Consider the following 16,083-nt stretch of genomic DNA (forward strand, 5'->3'; position numbering starts at 1 on the left):
GAGAGAAATGATGTCCTCACCCACGACGGCGCCCGTGCTCGAGCTCGCCGACGTCCAGAAGGCGTTCGGGTCGGTGATCGCCCTGCGCTCCGGCACCATCGCCGTCCGCCCCGGCTCCATCCACGCGCTCGTCGGCGAGAACGGGGCCGGCAAGTCCACGCTCGTGAAGATCGTCGCCGGTCTCTACCAGCGCGACGGCGGGGTCTTCCGGCTTCGCGGCGAAGACGTGGACTTCACCTCGACCGCCCAGTCGAAGGCGGCCGGCGTCGCGGTCATCTACCAGGAGCCGACGCTCTTCCCCGATCTCTCCGTCACCGAGAACATCTTCATGGGGCGCCAGCCGACCGGGCGGTTCGGGCGGATCGACCGCAAGGCCATGCGCCACGAGGTCGAGCGGCTCTTCACCCGCCTCGGCGTCACCATCGACCCCGACCGCCCCGCCGAAGGCCTGTCGATCGCCGACCAGCAGGTCATCGAGATCGCCAAGGCGGTCTCCCTCGACGCCACGCTGCTCATCATGGACGAGCCCACCGCGGCGCTCTCCGGCGTGGAGGTGGAGCGCCTGTTCGCGATCGCCCGGAGCCTGCGCGACGAGGGCCGCGGCCTCATCTTCATCTCGCACCGGTTCGACGAGGTGTTCGCGCTCTGCGACACCGTCACGGTCATGCGAGACGGCGCGTACATCGCGACCTCCGCCATCGCCGACACCACGGTCGACGAACTCGTGCACCAGATGGTCGGCCGCGAGGTGTCCGAGCTGTTCCCGAAGCAGGAGGCGACGATCGGCGAGCCGCTGCTCGAAGTCGAGGGGCTCACGAGTCCCGGCCTCTTCCACGACATCTCGTTCTCCGTCCGTGCGGGCGAGATCGTCGGGCTCGCCGGCCTCGTCGGCGCCGGGCGCAGCGAGGTCGCGCGCGCGGTCTTCGGCGTGGACGGGTACCGCGAGGGCAGCGTGCGCATGAAGGGCGGCCGGATCCGCGCGCGCCGTCCGGTCGACGCCATGCGCGCCGGGCTCGCCCTCGTCCCCGAGGACCGCCGGAAGCAGGGCCTCGTCATCGAAGCCGGCGTCGGCGGGAACATCACCCTCGCGATCCGTCGGCGTCTCGCCCGCCTCGGCCTGCTCACCACCGCGATGGAGAACCGCGCCGCTCGGGAGTGGGCCTCGCGGCTCGAGGTGAAGACCCACGCCCTGGACACCGTCGCCGCGACGCTCTCCGGCGGCAACCAGCAGAAGGTCGTCCTCGCGAAGTGGCTCGCCACGCAGCCGCAGGTGCTGCTCATCGACGAGCCCACCCGCGGCATCGACGTCGGCACCAAGTCCGAGGTGCACCGCCTGCTGTCCCAGCTCGCCGGTCAGGGCATGGGCATCCTCATGATCTCGTCCGAGCTACCCGAGGTGCTGGGCATGGCCGACCGGGTGCTCGTGATGCGCGAGGGTCGCATCACGGCCGAGATCCCCCGCTCGGAGGCCACCTCCGAGAACGTCATGTTCGCCGCGACGCATGCATCGGAGCTCAGCTCGTGACCACCGCCATCCCCGTCTCCGCGCTCACCAAGCGCATCTCCGGTCTCGGCAGGGCCCGCGAGTTCGGCATCCTCCTGGCCCTCGTGCTCGTGGTGACCGCCGCGACCCTCAACAATCCCAAGTTCCTGTTCAGCGCCGACGGCTGGCGCGACCTGCTGCTGACGCCGTCGATCCTCGTGCTCGTGGCCGTGGGACAGGCCATCGTCCTCATCACGCGCAACGTCGACCTGTCCGTGGGTTCCGTGATGGGTCTGACCGCGTACCTGACCGGTCGGCTCTTCATCGACATCCCGGGCATCCCGATCGTCCTGGTCGTGGTCGCCGCCGTGGTGCTCGGCGCCCTCCTCGGTCTCATCAACGGCGCCCTCGTCGCGTACGCCAAGGTGCCGGCGATGGTGATCACCCTCGGCACCCTCTACGCCTACCGCGGCATCAACGTGCTGTGGACCGGCAGCGACCGCGTGAACGCCTCCGACATGCCGCGCGACTTCCTCGCCCTCGGCACGGGGCAGGTCCTCGGCATCCCGATCCTCGCGATCGTCGCGGTCGTCGTGCTCGCCGTCGCCGCCTGGTACATGAAGAACACCCGCGGCGGCCGGGAGTTCTACGCGATCGGCTCCGACCCCGCGGCGGCCGAGCTCTACGGCCTGCGCGTCACGCGCCGCGTGCTCACCGCGTTCGTCCTGTCGGGAGCTCTCGCCGGACTCGCCGGCGTCTTCTACGCGGCCCGATACGGCACCATCAACTCCCAGGCGGGAGCGGGATGGGAGCTGGACGCGGTGGGCGCGGCCGTCATCGGCGGCGTCGCGATCACCGGCGGCATCGGCTCGGTGTGGGGCGCCGCGATCGGCGCCGTCCTGCTGCTGACCATCAACCGCGCTCTGCCGATCCTCGGCATCCCCGACTTCTGGCAGCGTGCCGTCGTCGGCCTGCTCATCATCGGCGCCATCGTGCTCGACCGCGTGCTCGCGGTGCGGCAGAGACGGCGGCTCATCGAGGCGAGGGACGAATCATGACCACCGCGACCGCCACCGCGACCACCCGCGTCATCCGCGACTACGACAAGCCCCTGTGGCGCCGGCTCCTGCTCACGCGCGAGGCCGCGATCGTCGGCCTGCTCCTGCTCGTCGCGATCGTCTCGGCCTCCAGCATCCGCGGGTTCGGACAGCCCATCACGCTGACCTACCTGCTGCTCGACATCGCCCCGATCCTCCTGATCGCCCTGCCGATGACCCTCATCATGATCACCGGCGAGATCGACCTCTCGGTGGGCAGCATGGTCGGGCTGTCCAGCGTCGTCACCGGCGCGCTGGTGCAGGCGGGGCTCCCGTTCGAGCTCGCGGCCCTCGCCGCCCTCGTCGTGGGCGTGGTCGGCGGCGCGTTCAACGGCTTCCTCGTGACGGTCGTCGGCTTGCCCTCGCTCGCCGTCACGATCGGCACGCTCGCCCTCTTCCGCGGCCTCGCCGTCGGACTGCTCGGCACGGCCGCGGTCACCGACTTCCCGGAGTTCTGGACGGCTCTCGCCAAGGCGAAGATCGCGGGCACCCCGATACCCGTCATCACGATCCCGTTCCTCGTGCTCGTCGCGGTCTTCGCGGTCCTGCTGCACTTCACGCCGTTCGGCCGCGGGGTGTACGCGATCGGTCTGTCGAAGGACGCGGCGCACTTCTCCGGTGTGCACGTCGAGCGCACGAAGCTCATCCTGTTCGTGCTGTCCGGAGCGGTCGCCGCGTTCGCCGGCATCTTCTACACGCTCCGCTACGGCAGCGCCCGCGGCGACAACGCCACCGGCCTCGAGCTCCAGGTCATCGCGGCCGTCGTGCTCGGCGGGGTGTCGGTGTTCGGCGGTCGCGGCAAGATCTACGGCGTCATCGCCGCCGCCTTCCTCATCGGGGCGCTCGCGAGTGCACTCCGCCTGGTGAACGTCACCTCCGACGTCATCAACATCATCACCGGCACGCTCCTCGTGATCTCGGTGGTGGCCGCAAGCTTCCTGGCCTGGCTGCAGAAGGCACGCCGCCGACCGGGCAGACCCCCCGCCGGTGCCGCCACAGCGACGAAGGCACCGATGGACGCCGCATCCGCGGCATCTCCCGACGAAAGGAACGAACAATGACGTTTGCACGCAAGCGTGTCACCGCCTTCGCCGCCCTCGCGGTGGCGGCGGCGGTCGCACTGACCGGCTGCGCCGGCTCCACCGACGGCGGAGGAGACGGCGGCGGCGACGGGGCGGACGCCTCGATCACCTTCCTGCCCAAGAACCTCGGCAACCCGTACTTCGACACGTCCAGCGAGGGCGGCAAGAAGGCCGTCGAGGAGTTCGGCGGCACGTTCTCCGAGGTCGGTCCTGCCGAGGCCACGCCCGACGCCCAGGTCAGCTACATCAACACGGCCACGCAGCAGGGTGTCGGCGCCCTCGTCGTCTCGGCCAACGACCCGCAGGCCATCTGCGACGCGTTGAACGAGGCCAGGGACGCCGGGGTCAAGGTCGTCACCTTCGACTCCGACACCAACACGGACTGCCGCGACCTGTTCATCAACCAGGCCGACTCCGAGGGCATCGCGAAGGTGCAGGTCGACCTCATCGCCGAGCAGATCGGGGGCGCCGGGGAGATCGCCATCCTCTCCGCGTCGGCCAACGCCACGAACCAGAACGCGTGGATCGAGCTGATGGAGGAGTACGTCGCGAGCGAGTACCCCGACATCACGATCGTCGAGACGGTCTACGGCGACGACGACGACCAGACGTCGTTCGACAAGACGGCCGCGCTGCTGCAGACCCACCCGGACCTCAAGGGCATCGTCTCGCCCACCACGGTCGGCATCGCCGCCGCGGCGCGCTACCTGTCGACGTCCGACTTCAAGGGCCAGGTCGCGCTGACCGGACTCGGCACGCCCAACCAGATGCGCGAGTACGTGGAGGACGGCACCGTCACCGCCTTCGCGCTGTGGAACCCGGCCGACCTCGGCTACCTGGCCGCTTACGCCGCCCAGGCCCTGATCGCCGGCGACATCACCGGTGAAGAGGGCGACACCTTCGAGGCCGGCGACCTCGGCGAGTACACCGTCGGCGCCGACGGCGTCGTCCTGCTGGGCGACCCGTTCGTGTTCGACGCCGACAACATCGGCGACTTCGACTTCTGAGTCGCCTCCGGCCGGCGCTCCCCGCGGGCGCCGGCCGGACCCCCGAGAGGAATCGCATGACCCGCGTCGCCTTCCAGCTCCAGGTGAAGCCCGAGCTGCTGCCCGAGTACCTCGCCCGTCACACGCCGGTGCGCCCGGAGATGCTCCGCGAGATCGCGGCCGCCGGACGGCGCGACTACAGCCTCTTCCTCGGAAGCGGTGGGGTGCTCTTCGGCTACTACGAGACCGATGACGATGCGGCCGCGCAGGCGTACCTCGCCGCCTCCCCCGTCGCCGCACGCTGGGAGGCCGAGATGGCCCCCTTCTTCCTCGACCTCGACGGCCGTCCCGATCAGGCCGCCACCCCTCTCACCGAGGTGTTCCACCTCGAAGACCAGCTCGCCGCCGCCGGCGAGAGCGTCACACCCGCCACCGACAACGAAGGCCGTGCATCGTGAGCATCCTCACCCCCGACATCCTCGCCGCGCTCGAGAAGCAGAGCATCGAGCTGCCCAGCTGGGCGTTCGGCAACTCCGGGACCCGGTTCAAGGTGTTCAGCACTCCCGGCACGCCCCGCGACCCGTACGAGAAGATCGCCGACGCCGCGCAGGTCCACGCCCACACCGGGCTCGCCCCCACCGTGGCGCTGCACATCCCGTGGGATCTGGTTGACTCCTTCGACGACCTGCGCCGTCATGCCGAGGACCACGGCGTCGCCCTCGGCACCGTCAACTCCAACACCTTCCAGGACGACGACTACAAGTTCGGCGCCCTCACCCACGAGGATGCGGCCGTGCGCCGCAAGGCCATCGACCACCACCTGGCCTGCATCGACGTCATGGACGCCACCGGCAGCCGCGACCTGAAGATCTGGCTGGCGGAGGGGTCGAACTACCCCGGTCAGGCCGACCTGCGCGGACGGCAGGATCGCCTGCACGACTCGTTGCAGCAGATCTACGCGCGTCTCGGCGACCACCAGCGCCTCGTGCTCGAGTACAAGTTCTTCGAGCCGGCGTTCTACCACACCGACGTCCCGGACTGGGGGACGTCCTACGTGCAGGTGACCGCCCTCGGCGACAAGGCGATGGTCTGCCTCGACACCGGTCACCACGCGCCGGGCACCAACATCGAGTTCATCGTGATGCAGCTGCTGCGCCTCGGCAAGCTCGGCTCGTTCGACTTCAACTCCCGCTTCTATGCGGACGACGACCTCATCGTGGGTGCGGCCGACCCGTTCCAGCTGTTCAGGATCCTGTTCGAGGTGATCCGGGGCGGCGGGCTGAACAACCCCGACGTGGCCTTCATGCTGGACCAGTGCCACAACATCGAGGACAAGATCCCCGGACAGATCCGCTCCGTCCTGAACGTGCAGGAGATGACCGCGCGGGCGCTGCTCGTCGACCGGGATGCGCTGACGACTGCCCAGCGCAGCGGCGACGTGCTCACCGCGAACGCCGTCTTCATGGACGCCTTCTCCACCGACGTCCGCCCGGCCCTGGCCGCGTGGCGAGAGGAGCGCGGGCTGCCCGCCGACCCGATGGCGGCGTACGCGGCCTCCGGGTACGGGCAGCGGATCGTGGAGGAGCGCGTGGGCGGCGTGCAGGCGGGCTGGGGAGCCTGAGCGTATGAGCGCGCGCGACATCCACGATCACGTCTTGGACGGGCCGCACGGGCCGCTGCGTGTGCGCGTCTACTCCCCGAAGTCGCCGAGCGGCCACGGCCTGGTGTGGGCTCACGGCGGCGGATTCGCCGGCGGCGACATCGACATGGCGGAGGCCGACGCCGTCGCGCGGGCGTTCGTCGACCACGGGATCGCCGTGGTGAGCGTGGACTACGCCCTCGCCCCGATGACAGCCGAGTGGAGCGCACGCCTCGGCGCGGAGAAGCGCGGGGGTGTGCACTACCCCGTCCCGCACGACGAGATGGTCTCCGCGTTCCGCTGGGCCGCCACGTCGGACGTCGCTTCGCGAGGTTGGGCGATCGGCGGAGCCAGCGCAGGCGGCAACCTCGCCACCGGCGCGGCGCTCCGCCTCGCGCACGAGGGCGGCGTGGTGCCCGCACTCGCGGTCCTCGCCTACCCGACCCTGCAGGCGGTGCAGGCCGCTCCCGACCCGGAGCTGCGTGCCCTGCTCGACGGAGATCCCTCCGCTGACGTGTTCACCCCGGACTTCGTGCGGGGCATGTACGAGAACTATCTCGGGAGCGACCCCGACACGGCGGACGTCTATGCCGTCCCCGGCACCGCAGAGCCGACGGCGCTCGCCTCTTTCCCGCCCACCATCATGGTCAACGACGAGACCGACGAACTCCGTATGTCCGGCGAGGCGTTCGCCGGCTCCCTCGCCACCGCCGGCGTGGAGGTCGACGTCGTCGTCGAGCCGGGCACCACCCACGGGCACCTCAACCGCCCCGAGGAATCCGCCTTCGCCGCGACGATCGATCGGTTCGCGACTCGGATCCTGCAGCTCCCCTGACTCTCCGGCGTCGACCGGCATCTTCACTCACGAACCGAGGACTCACATGACCAACCCCACCGCCGCCGACCTGATCGCGCGGAGCAACCGCCTGGGCGCCGACCCGAAGAACACGAACTACGCGGGCGGCAACACCTCCGCCAAGGGCACCGAGATCGACCCGGTGACGGGGCAGCCGGTCGAACTCCTCTGGGTGAAGGGCTCCGGTGGTGACCTCGGCACCCTGACCGAGGCCGGTCTCGCGGTCCTCCGCCTCGACCGCGTGCGCGCGCTCGTCGACGTCTATCCGGGGGTCGAGCGGGAGGACGAGATGGTCGCCGCCTTCGACTACTGCCTGCACGGCAAGGGCGGCGCCGCCCCCTCGATCGACACCGCGATGCACGGCCTGGTCGACGCCCCGCACGTGGATCACCTCCACCCCGACTCGGGCATCGCGATCGCCACCGCGGCCGACGGCGAGGCACTCACGACGACGATCTTCGGCGATCGGGTCGTCTGGGTGCCGTGGCGCCGCCCCGGCTTCCAGCTCGGACTGGACATCGCGCAGATCAAGGCGGAGAACCCGCAGGCCATCGGCACGATCCTCGGCGGCCACGGCATCACCGCGTGGGGAGACACCTCGGAGGAGGCGGAGGCGAACTCCCTGTGGATGATCGACACCGCCGCCGCCTACATCGCGGAGCACGGCTCCCCCGCGCCGTTCGGCGGCACGCGATCGGGCTTCGAGGCCCTGCCGGAGCCGGAGCGCCGCGCACGGGCGGCCGCCCTCGCCGGCACCATCCGCGGTCTCGCGTCGACGGACAAGCCGATGGTCGGCCACTTCACCGACAGCGACGTGGTCCTCGACTTCCTGGCGTCCGAGAAGGCTCCGGCCCTCGCCGCCCTCGGCACGAGCTGCCCCGACCACTTCCTGCGCACCAAGGTCAAGCCGCTCCTCCTCGACCTGCCCGCCACCGCGACCCTGGAGGAGCAGACGGAACGCCTGCGGGAGCTCCACGCCGCCTACCGCGCCGACTACCAGGCCTATTACGACGCCCACGCGACCGCCGAATCCCCCGCGATCCGAGGCGCGGATCCGCTCATCGTCCTCGTGCCCGGCGTCGGGATGTTCTCGTACGGGGCGAACAAGCAGACCGCACGGGTCGCCGGCGAGTTCTACGTCAACGCGATCAACGTCATGCGCGGTGCCGAGGCCCTGTCGACCTACGCCCCCATCTCCGACGCGGAGAAGTTCCGCATCGAGTATTGGGCGCTGGAGGAGGCGAAGCTGCAGCGGATGCCGAAGCCGAAGTCCCACCAGGGCCGCATCGCCCTCGTCACCGGTGCCGCGAGCGGGATCGGCAAGGCCATCGCGACCCGCCTTGCCGCGGAGGGCGCCTGCGTCGTCGTCGCCGACCTCGACCTCGGCAAGGCCAGAGCCGCGGCCGCCGAGCTCGGGAACGAGGACGTCGCCATCGGGGTGGCCGCCGATGTCGCCGACGCCGACGCGGTGCAGGCGGCGATCGACGAGGCGGTGCTCGCGTTCGGCGGCCTCGACCTCGTCGTGAACAACGCGGGTCTCTCGCTGTCGAAGCCGCTGCTGGAGACGACCGAGAAGGACTGGGATCTCCAGCACGATGTGATGGCGAAGGGCTCGTTCCTCGTCTCGAAGGCGGCGGCCCGGGTGCTCATCGATCAGGGGCTCGGCGGCGACATCATCTACATCTCCTCCAAGAACTCCGTCTTCGCGGGTCCGAACAACATCGCCTACTCGGCGACGAAGGCCGACCAGGCGCACCAGGTGCGACTGCTCGCGGTGGAACTCGGCGAGCACGGCATCCGGGTCAACGGCATCAACCCCGACGGTGTGGTCCGCGGTTCCGGCATCTTCGCCTCCGGGTGGGGAGCGAACCGGGCGGCCACGTACGGCGTCAAGGAAGAGGACCTCGGCCAGTTCTACGCCAACCGCACCATCCTCAAGCGCGAGGTCGTGCCGGAGAACGTCGCGGACGCCGTCTTCGTGCTGACCGGTCCGGAGCTGAGCCGGACCACCGGGCTGCACATCCCCGTCGATTCCGGCGTCGCCGCGGCGTTCCTGCGATGACCGGCGACCGCTCGCCCGCGACCGCACGGCACGTCCGTGCGGTCGCGGCGGTGGATCTCGGCGCCACGAGCGGTCGTGTGATGATCGGCCGCGTGGGGCCGGGCGTCCTGGAGCTCGAGCCCGTCTCCCGCTTCCCGAACGGCCCGGTCGCCCGCGCCGACGGTCTGCACTGGGACTTCGACGCGCTCGTCGACCATGTCCTCGACGGCCTGGCCGAAGCGGTCCGCCGGGAACCGGGCATCGAGTCGATCGGGATCGACTCGTGGGCGGTCGACTACGGCCTCCTCCGCGCCGGCGAGCTGCTCGCGGAGCCGTTCCACTACCGCGACGACCGCACCGCCCGCGGGGTGGACGAGGTGCACTCCCTCGTCCCGTTCGACGACCTCCACGCACGCAACGGCCTGCAGTTCCTCCCGTTCAACACGCTCTACCAGCTCCGGGCGGACGAGCTCCGGCACGACGCCGATACCGCGCTCCTCATCCCGGACCTCCTCGCCTTCCTCCTCACCGGCGCCCGCGTCGCCGAACGGACCAACGCCTCGACGACGGGGCTGCTGGATGTGAGGGCCGGCACCTGGGATCAGGCGCTCGCGACCCGCCTCGGCATCGATGCCTCTCTCCTGCCGGACCTCGTCGATCCCGGCACGGTCATCGGTCGGCTGCGCCCCGAGGTCGCGGAGCGCATCGGCGCGGATCTGCCGGTGATCGCCGTGGGCTCGCACGACACCGCCTCGGCGGTGGTCGCCGTCCCGATGACGTCGCCCCGTGCCGCGTACATCTCCTGCGGTACCTGGGGACTGGTCGGGGTCGAGCGGGTCGAGCCGATCCTCACGGCGGCGGCGCGGGACGCCAACTTCACCAACGAACGCGGCGTGGACGACCGCTTCCGCGTCCTCCACAACGTGACCGGACTGTGGCTCCTCAGCGAGACCGTGCGGGCCTGGGAGGCCGAAGACGGAGAACCCATCGATCTGTCGGGACTGCTCGCCGAGGCCGCCGCCGCGGAGCCGCCGTCGGCGGTGTTCGCTGCGAACGACCCCGCGCTCTCGGCCCCCGGCGACATGCCGGCGCGTATCGCCGATCGCCTGCGGGCGAGCGGCGTCGCCGCCCCCACCTCGCGCCCGGCCTTCGTCCGGCTCGTCGTGGAGAGCATCGCGGCCGCGTTCGCCGACGCCGTCGGGACGGCGGGCCGGCTCTCCGGGCAGCCCCTCGACGTCGTCCACCTCGTCGGCGGCGGGTCTCTCAACCGGCTGCTGTGTCAGGCGACCGCGGACCGCACCGGGCTTCCCGTCCTCGCCGGTCCTGTCGAGGCGACCGCTCTCGGCAACGTCCTCGTCCAGGCGCGGGCCCGGGGAGCGGCGCCGGCCGCGCTCTCGGAGCTCCGCGCTCTCGTGGCGACGACGCACCCGCCGACGGTCTACCGCCCGCGGGGCGCCTGAGGGCCGATCAGCGCACGTTGCCGTTCGAGCAGGTCTGCTGGGCGGCGGAGTTGCCCTTGATCGAATCCGGCAGCGCCACGACGTCCGGAGCGGTCGTCGGGGTCGGCGTCGCCTCCTGCGTCGGTTCGGCGGGCTCGGTCGGCTCGGTCGGAGTCGTCGGGTCCTGCACGACGACGCCGTCGTTGCTGGTGTTCTCGTGGGTGATCTGTAGCTGGGCGTTGGCCTCGATCGCGTCCCAGAGCGCGACGGCGGCCTCCTCGTTCGGCACGACCTTGTTCGGGTCGTTCCAGTCGGTCAGCGTCGGGTACTGCACGAACACGATGTCCTCGAACGGCACCGACTTCACGGCGAGCGCGATCTGCACGATCATCATGGGATCGGCGAGCGACGTGCTCGTCTCCAGGTTCTGGATGCCGGTGTTGGCGAGCTTCAGCATGACCGGCACGTTGCCCAGCACCTCACCGCTGATGAGCTTGCGCGCGAGGCTGGACATGTACTGCTGCTGGTTGCCGATGCGGCCGAGGTCGCTGCCGTCGCCGACACCGTGCCGGGTGCGGAGGAACTGCAGGGCTTCGAGGCCCTGGACGGTGTGGGTGCCGGCGGCCATGTCGAGACCGGTGTAGCGGTCGCGGATCGGGTTGGCGAGGCAGACGTCGACGCCGCCGATCGCGTTGGTGATCTCGATGACGCCGCCGAACGTCACGGAGGCGGCGAACTGCACCTCCTGGTCCGTGAGGGCGGAGATCGTGCGGACGACGCAGTTCAGGCCGCCGTCGGTGTACGCGACGTTCAGGGGCTGCTTGCTCATCGCGGCGGTGGCGTTGCCGTCCTCGTCCTCACAGGACGGGATCGGGATCATCAGGTCGCGAGGGAAGCTGACGACCGTGATCCGCCGCGGCTCCTCCGAGACGTGCACGAGCAGGTTCACGTCGTTGAGGGTGCCCTCGGCGTCGCCGCCCGTGCACCGGTCGCCGAAGTACTGCTTGTAGTCGTCCTCGCACGTGTCGACGCCGGTGAGGACGAGGTTGAACCCGCCCTTGTACGCGCTGATGTCCGGCGGGAGGTCTTCCTGGCCGTCGAGGTCGACGGCGTTCGCCGAGACCGTGCTCGAGAAGTCGAACCAGATGTAGGCCGCGACCCCGATGCCGCTGACGAGCACCACCGCCATGCTGATCGCGAGGAGCTTGAGCAGCTGACTGGCGGCGCCGGGCGAGCGCAGCTGACCATGTCGCGCGACGGTGCGGCGGCGGCGGGTGTTCTCGCTCACTCGGGCCCTTTCGAATTCAGCGACGGCGGGGTACCGCGCTCAGGAAGCGGAGGGTGTGGGATTCGAACCCACGAGACATCTCTGCCCACTGGTTTTCAAGACCAGCTCCATCGGCCGCTCGGACAACCCTCCCGACAGAAACATCTGCCGACCAGGCGCGAGTCTAGCCGAGTTCTATTCTCCTGCGTCGACCTGGGCGGGTGCTGGAAGCGTGTTCAGCGCCGCCGCCAGCCCTCCCTGCTCGACGTCGGCGGTCACCTCACCCGCGGCGTCCTTCACCTCGGCGGGCGCCTGCCCCATGGCCACGGCGCGGCCGCCGCCGGTGCGCGCCCAGCCGAACATGCCGATGTCGTTGCGTCCGTCCCCGGCGACGAGGACCCGGGCCGCGTCGAGGCCGAGCTCGTCGCGCACGCGCTCCAGCGCCGTCCCCTTGTCGACGCCCTGCGGGGCGATGTCCAGCCACGCCGTCCAGCCGATCGCATACGAGACCTCGTTGAGTCCGGCGTCGGCGACGAGTCGGTGGAAGTCGTCCTCATCGTGTCCGGGCGAGACGACGACGATGCGGGAGACGGGGAGGGCCCCGAGCTCCTCGAAGTCGACCTGGCGGCCGCCGTCGAGCGTCCAGTCGTCGAGCTGCTCGGTGAACAGCCGCTGCCCCGACCCGAGCTCGACCATGTAGCGCGCGTCCGGAAGGCGCTCCTGGAGCAGGGCGAGCACCGGCGTCGGGTCGAAGGTCTCGACGTGCCAGCGCTCCCACTCGTCGCCGTCACGGCGCATGGTCACCGCACCGTTGGAGCACACCACGTAGTCCGCGGTCAGCCCGAGCTCCTCCACGTAGCGGCGGGTCGCCATCCAGCTTCGTCCCGTCGCGATGGTCACCACATGACCCGCGTCCCGCACCCGGGCGACGGCCTCGGGCACGCCGGGGCTCATCGTCTCGTCCTGCAGGAGGATGGTCCCGTCAACGTCGAGGCCGACCAGCCAGGGCGCTGTCATCGGGCGGCCTGCTCGTCGGCGAGCGGGCGGATCACCTCGAGTCCGCCGAGGTAGGGGCGCAGGACCTCGGGGACCCGCACCGAGCCGTCCGCCTGCTGGTGCGTCTCGAGCAGGGCGACGATCCAGCGCGTGGTCGCGAGCGTGCCGTTGAGCGTCGCGACGTGCTGGGTCTTCGGCGCCGTGCCGCCGTCCTCCGCGGCCGGGCGGTACCGGACGTCGAGACGCCGCGCCTGGAAGGTCGTGCAGTTCGACGTGGAGGTCAGCTCGCGGAAGGCGCCCTGAGTGGGCACCCAGGCCTCGATGTCGTACTTCCGCGCCGCGCTCGACCCGAGGTCTCCTGCGGCGACGTCGATCACCCGGTAGGCGAGGCCGAGCGAGGTCAGCATCTCCTCCTGCAGCGCGACGAGCCGCAGGTGCTCCGCCTCGGCGTCCTCGGCCGTGGTGTAGACGAACATCTCCAGCTTGTTGAACTGGTGCACGCGGATGATTCCGCGGGTGTCCTTGCCGTGCGAGCCGGCCTCCCGGCGGTAGCAGGTCGACCATCCGGCGTACCGGAGGGCCCCGCGCGCGAGGTCGACGATCTCGTCCTTGTGGTACCCGGCGAGCGCGACCTCGCTGGTGCCGACGAGGTAGAGGTCGTCGTCCTTGTCGAGGTGGTACACCTCATCGGCATGCTCGCCGAGGAAGCCCGTGCCCTGCAGGATCTCCGGACGCACGAGCGTGGGCGTGATCAGCGGCACGAAGCCGTTCTGCAGCGCCTTGTCGAGGGCGAGGTTCATGAGCGCGATCTCCAGGCGGGCACCGATTCCGCGGAGGAAGTAGAACCGCGCACCGGAGACCTTGGCACCGCGCTCCATATCGATCGCGCCGAGCATCTCCCCGAGCTCGAGGTGATCCCGCGGCTCGAAGTCGAACGCCGGCACCTCCCCGACGCGCCGCAGCTCGACGAAGTCCTCCTCACCGCCGGCGGGAACGCCGTCGATGACGACGTTCTCGATCCGGGCGAGGGCCGCGGCCGCGGCGTCGGCGGCCTCGTTGGCCGCGTGCTGGGCCTGCTTGACCCGGTCGGCGAGGTCCTTCGCCTGCGCGACCAGGGCGGCCTTCTCCTCCTTGGGCGCCTTCGCGACCTGCTTGCCGAAGGCGTTCTGCTCCGCGCGCAGCTCCTCGAACGCGGCCAGTGCCGCGCGGCGCGATCGGTCGGCCTCGAGTGCGACGTCGACGGTGCTCTGGTCGTTGCCACGGGCAGCCTGCGAACGGCGGACGATCTCCGGATTTTCGCGGAGGAGTGCGAGGTCGATCATTCCGCAAGTCTACGAGGTGCGCGGCGCGGGACCGGGCGTCCTGGTTTTCCCTCCACCGGCGTCCCGCCCCTCGGCGGATGCCGGTCTAGAGTAGCGCCATGACCACGAGTCCCCGCGTTCTGAAGCAGGCGGCGCTCGTGTACAACCCCGTGAAGGTCGACGGGAAGCGCCTGCGCGCGCAGGTCCGCGATCTGTCCCGAGAGGCGGGATGGGATCACCCCGCCTTCTATCCGACGACCGTGGAGGATGCGGGCCAGGGGGCGACGGCCGAGGCACTGGCGCGCGGCGTGGATGTGGTGCTCGTGGCCGGCGGAGACGGGACGGTGCGCGCCGTCGCGGAGGCCATCGCCGGCACGGGGGTCCCCCTCGCCATCCTGCCGAGCGGCACCGGGAACCTCCTCGCCCGGAATCTCGGGCTGCCGCTGGCCGACCCGGCGGAGATGATCCGCGCCGCCCTCGGCGACTTCCGTCATCCGATCGATATCGGCTGGGCGCGGATGACCAGGGAGGACGGCTCCGAGGAGGAGCACGCCTTCGTCGTGCTCGCCGGCATCGGCCTCGACGCCGACATGATCGCGAACACCCGTGCCGACCTGAAGAAGTCCGTCGGCTGGATCGCCTACGTCGACGGCGCCGCCCGATCCCTCCCCCGCGCCAAGCCCTTCCGGGCGGTGTACCAGATCGGCACGGGGCGCCTGCATTCCACCAAGGTGCACAGCATCCTGTTCGCGAACTGCGGCACGCTTCCGGCCGGCATCTCCCTCATCCCGGACGCCTCCATCACCGATGCGACCCTCGACGTGGCGGTCATCCAGCCGACCGGCGTGCTCGGCTGGCTCGGGGTCTGGCGCAAGATCTGGTGGGACAACTCCGTGCTGCGCCGCTCACGTGCCGGTCGGTTCGTGCTCGAGCGCCGCGGCACGGATGCCTCGGTGCACTACTTCCGCGGTGCCCGCGCCGAGGCCGCCGCCTCCGCCCTCACACCCGTCGAGCTCGACGGCGACGAGTTCGGCGAGGCCGTGCACCTCACGTGTCGAGCCGACCCCGGCGCGCTTCTGCTCGCGCTGCCCACCGGTCACCCGGTGCACATCCTCTGACGAGGGCGTCCGACTCAGCGGACCTCGACCGTGCCGTCGAGACCGCCGCCGACGAGCGTCAGCTCGAACGGGGCGTCGTCGTCGACCTCGTCCTCGGCGAACTCGACCACCGTGGCCCGCGGCGCCATGTCCATGGTGCACACCTGATCCTCGTCCGTGACGAAGGTCACGGTTCCCGTCGAGCCGTCCGCTTCGACGGAGTCGACGACCGGAGCACAGCTGGAGGAGCCCCAGGTCAGCAGCACCAGACCGCCGTCGTCGAACCAGGCCGCGGACGGCTGGTACTCGGTCGACGAACCGGGAGTGGCCGTGGCGGCGGGGTCGCCGTCGACGTCGATCTCGTCGATCAGGTCGCCGTACGTCACCACCAGCGTCACGTCCTTGGTCGGGTCGACGCCGTCCGGCAGCGCTCCGAGGCTGGCCCGGGGCGCGAGGTCCGCCGTGCAGGCCTGCTCCGTGGCGCCGTCACCTTCCGGCTCGACGAGCGTCACGGAGACCCGCTGCCCCTCGGCGGACACCTCGTCCACCTGGGGGAGGCAGGTCGACGACCCCCAGCTGACGACAGCGAACATCCGTCCCTCGTCGAGGAGCGCTCCGTCCATGTCGTCCTGGTCGTCCGCGCTCCCGGCACTTCCCGGGCCGCTGGAGGGGTCGGACGTCGAATGCGGTGCGGCTCCGCCGGGACCGACCGTGCAGCCGGCGAGGACGAGGGCCGCGGCGAGCGCGGAGGACACGGCGAGCACGAGCCTGCGGGGAGTCATGCCCTCAGGGTAGCGGC

At 70.7% G+C, this 16,083-nt stretch carries 14 protein-coding genes and 1 tRNA gene; 10 read left to right on the forward strand and 5 right to left on the reverse strand.

Translation table 11 applies throughout. The features are described 5' to 3' along the window. Positions 1-7 precede the first annotated feature (7 nt). The 9 genes from AB0300_RS17095 to AB0300_RS17135 are packed head-to-tail and all read left to right on the forward strand — an operon-like array spanning position 8 to position 10,644. Positions 8-1,525 carry a sugar ABC transporter ATP-binding protein gene (locus tag AB0300_RS17095; RefSeq protein WP_366216543.1) on the forward strand — a complete coding sequence of 506 codons (1,518 nt, stop codon included), beginning with the start codon at positions 8-10 and terminating at the stop codon, positions 1,523-1,525. After that, positions 1,522-2,541: an ABC transporter permease gene (locus AB0300_RS17100; protein ID WP_025104564.1), complete on the forward strand. Its 1,020-nt coding sequence runs from the start codon at positions 1,522-1,524 to the stop codon at positions 2,539-2,541. The genes AB0300_RS17095 and AB0300_RS17100 overlap by 4 nt, the downstream gene beginning before the upstream one ends. After that, entirely contained in the window at positions 2,538-3,641 is a 1,104-nt protein-coding gene (locus AB0300_RS17105; RefSeq protein ID WP_366216544.1) for an ABC transporter permease, read from the forward strand. The genes AB0300_RS17100 and AB0300_RS17105 overlap by 4 nt, the downstream gene beginning before the upstream one ends. Beyond that, positions 3,638-4,669, forward strand: coding sequence for a rhamnose ABC transporter substrate-binding protein (gene rhaS, locus AB0300_RS17110; protein ID WP_366216545.1), 1,032 nt, complete (start codon positions 3,638-3,640; stop codon positions 4,667-4,669). The genes AB0300_RS17105 and rhaS overlap by 4 nt, the downstream gene beginning before the upstream one ends. A 56-nt stretch (positions 4,670-4,725) precedes the next feature. Beyond that, a complete protein-coding gene (locus AB0300_RS17115) occupies positions 4,726-5,106 on the forward strand; it encodes an L-rhamnose mutarotase (protein ID WP_085603978.1) in 381 nt (126 codons plus the stop codon). Beyond that, positions 5,103-6,269, forward strand: coding sequence for an L-rhamnose isomerase (gene rhaI / locus AB0300_RS17120; protein WP_303708520.1), 1,167 nt, complete (start codon positions 5,103-5,105; stop codon positions 6,267-6,269). Before AB0300_RS17115 ends, rhaI begins: the two co-directional genes overlap by 4 nt. 4 nt (positions 6,270-6,273) lie before the next feature. After that, positions 6,274-7,122 carry an alpha/beta hydrolase fold domain-containing protein gene (locus AB0300_RS17125; protein ID WP_085603984.1) on the forward strand — a complete coding sequence of 283 codons (849 nt, stop codon included), beginning with the start codon at positions 6,274-6,276 and terminating at the stop codon, positions 7,120-7,122. A 46-nt stretch (positions 7,123-7,168) separates the two neighbouring features. Further along, positions 7,169-9,205 carry a bifunctional aldolase/short-chain dehydrogenase gene (locus AB0300_RS17130; protein ID WP_338565398.1) on the forward strand — a complete coding sequence of 679 codons (2,037 nt, stop codon included), beginning with the start codon at positions 7,169-7,171 and terminating at the stop codon, positions 9,203-9,205. Next, complete coding sequence (locus AB0300_RS17135) at positions 9,202-10,644, forward strand: rhamnulokinase family protein (RefSeq protein WP_366216546.1); 1,443 nt, start codon at positions 9,202-9,204, stop codon at positions 10,642-10,644. Before AB0300_RS17130 ends, AB0300_RS17135 begins: the two co-directional genes overlap by 4 nt. 7 nt (positions 10,645-10,651) lie before the next feature. On the opposite strand, the gene AB0300_RS17140 is transcribed toward AB0300_RS17135, so the two are convergent. From AB0300_RS17140 to serS, 4 genes are all read right to left on the reverse strand, one after another. After that, entirely contained in the window at positions 10,652-11,911 is a 1,260-nt protein-coding gene (locus AB0300_RS17140; protein ID WP_085603992.1) for an LCP family protein, read from the reverse strand. Positions 11,912-11,958: 47 nt separating this feature from the next. Beyond that, a tRNA-Ser gene (locus AB0300_RS17145) sits at positions 11,959-12,043 on the reverse strand. Between the two features lie 42 nt (positions 12,044-12,085). Next, on the reverse strand, positions 12,086-12,907 hold the full coding sequence (locus tag AB0300_RS17150; RefSeq protein WP_025104573.1) for an HAD hydrolase family protein: 822 nt from the start codon (positions 12,905-12,907) through the stop codon (positions 12,086-12,088). Beyond that, positions 12,904-14,208, reverse strand: a complete 1,305-nt coding sequence (gene serS / locus AB0300_RS17155) for a serine--tRNA ligase (RefSeq protein WP_366216547.1) — start codon at positions 14,206-14,208, stop codon at positions 12,904-12,906. The genes AB0300_RS17150 and serS overlap by 4 nt, the downstream gene beginning before the upstream one ends. A gap of 98 nt (positions 14,209-14,306) precedes the next feature. On the opposite strand from serS, the gene AB0300_RS17160 reads away from it, so the two are divergent. Further along, complete coding sequence (locus AB0300_RS17160; RefSeq protein WP_366216548.1) at positions 14,307-15,305, forward strand: diacylglycerol kinase family protein; 999 nt, start codon at positions 14,307-14,309, stop codon at positions 15,303-15,305. 14 nt (positions 15,306-15,319) lie between these two features. Here the strand turns inward: AB0300_RS17160 and AB0300_RS17165 are convergent, their stop codons facing one another. Next, positions 15,320-16,066, reverse strand: coding sequence for a hypothetical protein (locus AB0300_RS17165; RefSeq protein WP_366216549.1), 747 nt, complete (start codon positions 16,064-16,066; stop codon positions 15,320-15,322). Between the last annotated feature and the right edge of the window lie 17 nt (positions 16,067-16,083).

This window comes from Microbacterium sp. NPDC078814 (assembly GCF_040702645.1).
In the GTDB taxonomy this organism is placed as follows: domain Bacteria; phylum Actinomycetota; class Actinomycetes; order Actinomycetales; family Microbacteriaceae; genus Microbacterium.

Coding starts and splice junctions, on each gene's coding strand:
- AB0300_RS17130 (WP_338565398.1), top strand. CDS start 7,169: ATGACCAACCCCACCGCCGCCGACCTGATCGCGCGGAGCAACCGCCTG.
- rhaS (WP_366216545.1), top strand. CDS start 3,638: ATGACGTTTGCACGCAAGCGTGTCACCGCCTTCGCCGCCCTCGCGGTG.
- AB0300_RS17095 (WP_366216543.1), top strand. CDS start 8: ATGATGTCCTCACCCACGACGGCGCCCGTGCTCGAGCTCGCCGACGTC.
- AB0300_RS17125 (WP_085603984.1), top strand. CDS start 6,274: ATGAGCGCGCGCGACATCCACGATCACGTCTTGGACGGGCCGCACGGG.
- AB0300_RS17135 (WP_366216546.1), top strand. CDS start 9,202: ATGACCGGCGACCGCTCGCCCGCGACCGCACGGCACGTCCGTGCGGTC.
- AB0300_RS17160 (WP_366216548.1), top strand. CDS start 14,307: ATGACCACGAGTCCCCGCGTTCTGAAGCAGGCGGCGCTCGTGTACAAC.
- AB0300_RS17150 (WP_025104573.1), bottom strand. CDS start 12,907: ATGACAGCGCCCTGGCTGGTCGGCCTCGACGTTGACGGGACCATCCTC.
- AB0300_RS17115 (WP_085603978.1), top strand. CDS start 4,726: ATGACCCGCGTCGCCTTCCAGCTCCAGGTGAAGCCCGAGCTGCTGCCC.
- AB0300_RS17165 (WP_366216549.1), bottom strand. CDS start 16,066: ATGACTCCCCGCAGGCTCGTGCTCGCCGTGTCCTCCGCGCTCGCCGCG.
- AB0300_RS17105 (WP_366216544.1), top strand. CDS start 2,538: ATGACCACCGCGACCGCCACCGCGACCACCCGCGTCATCCGCGACTAC.
- serS (WP_366216547.1), bottom strand. CDS start 14,208: ATGATCGACCTCGCACTCCTCCGCGAAAATCCGGAGATCGTCCGCCGT.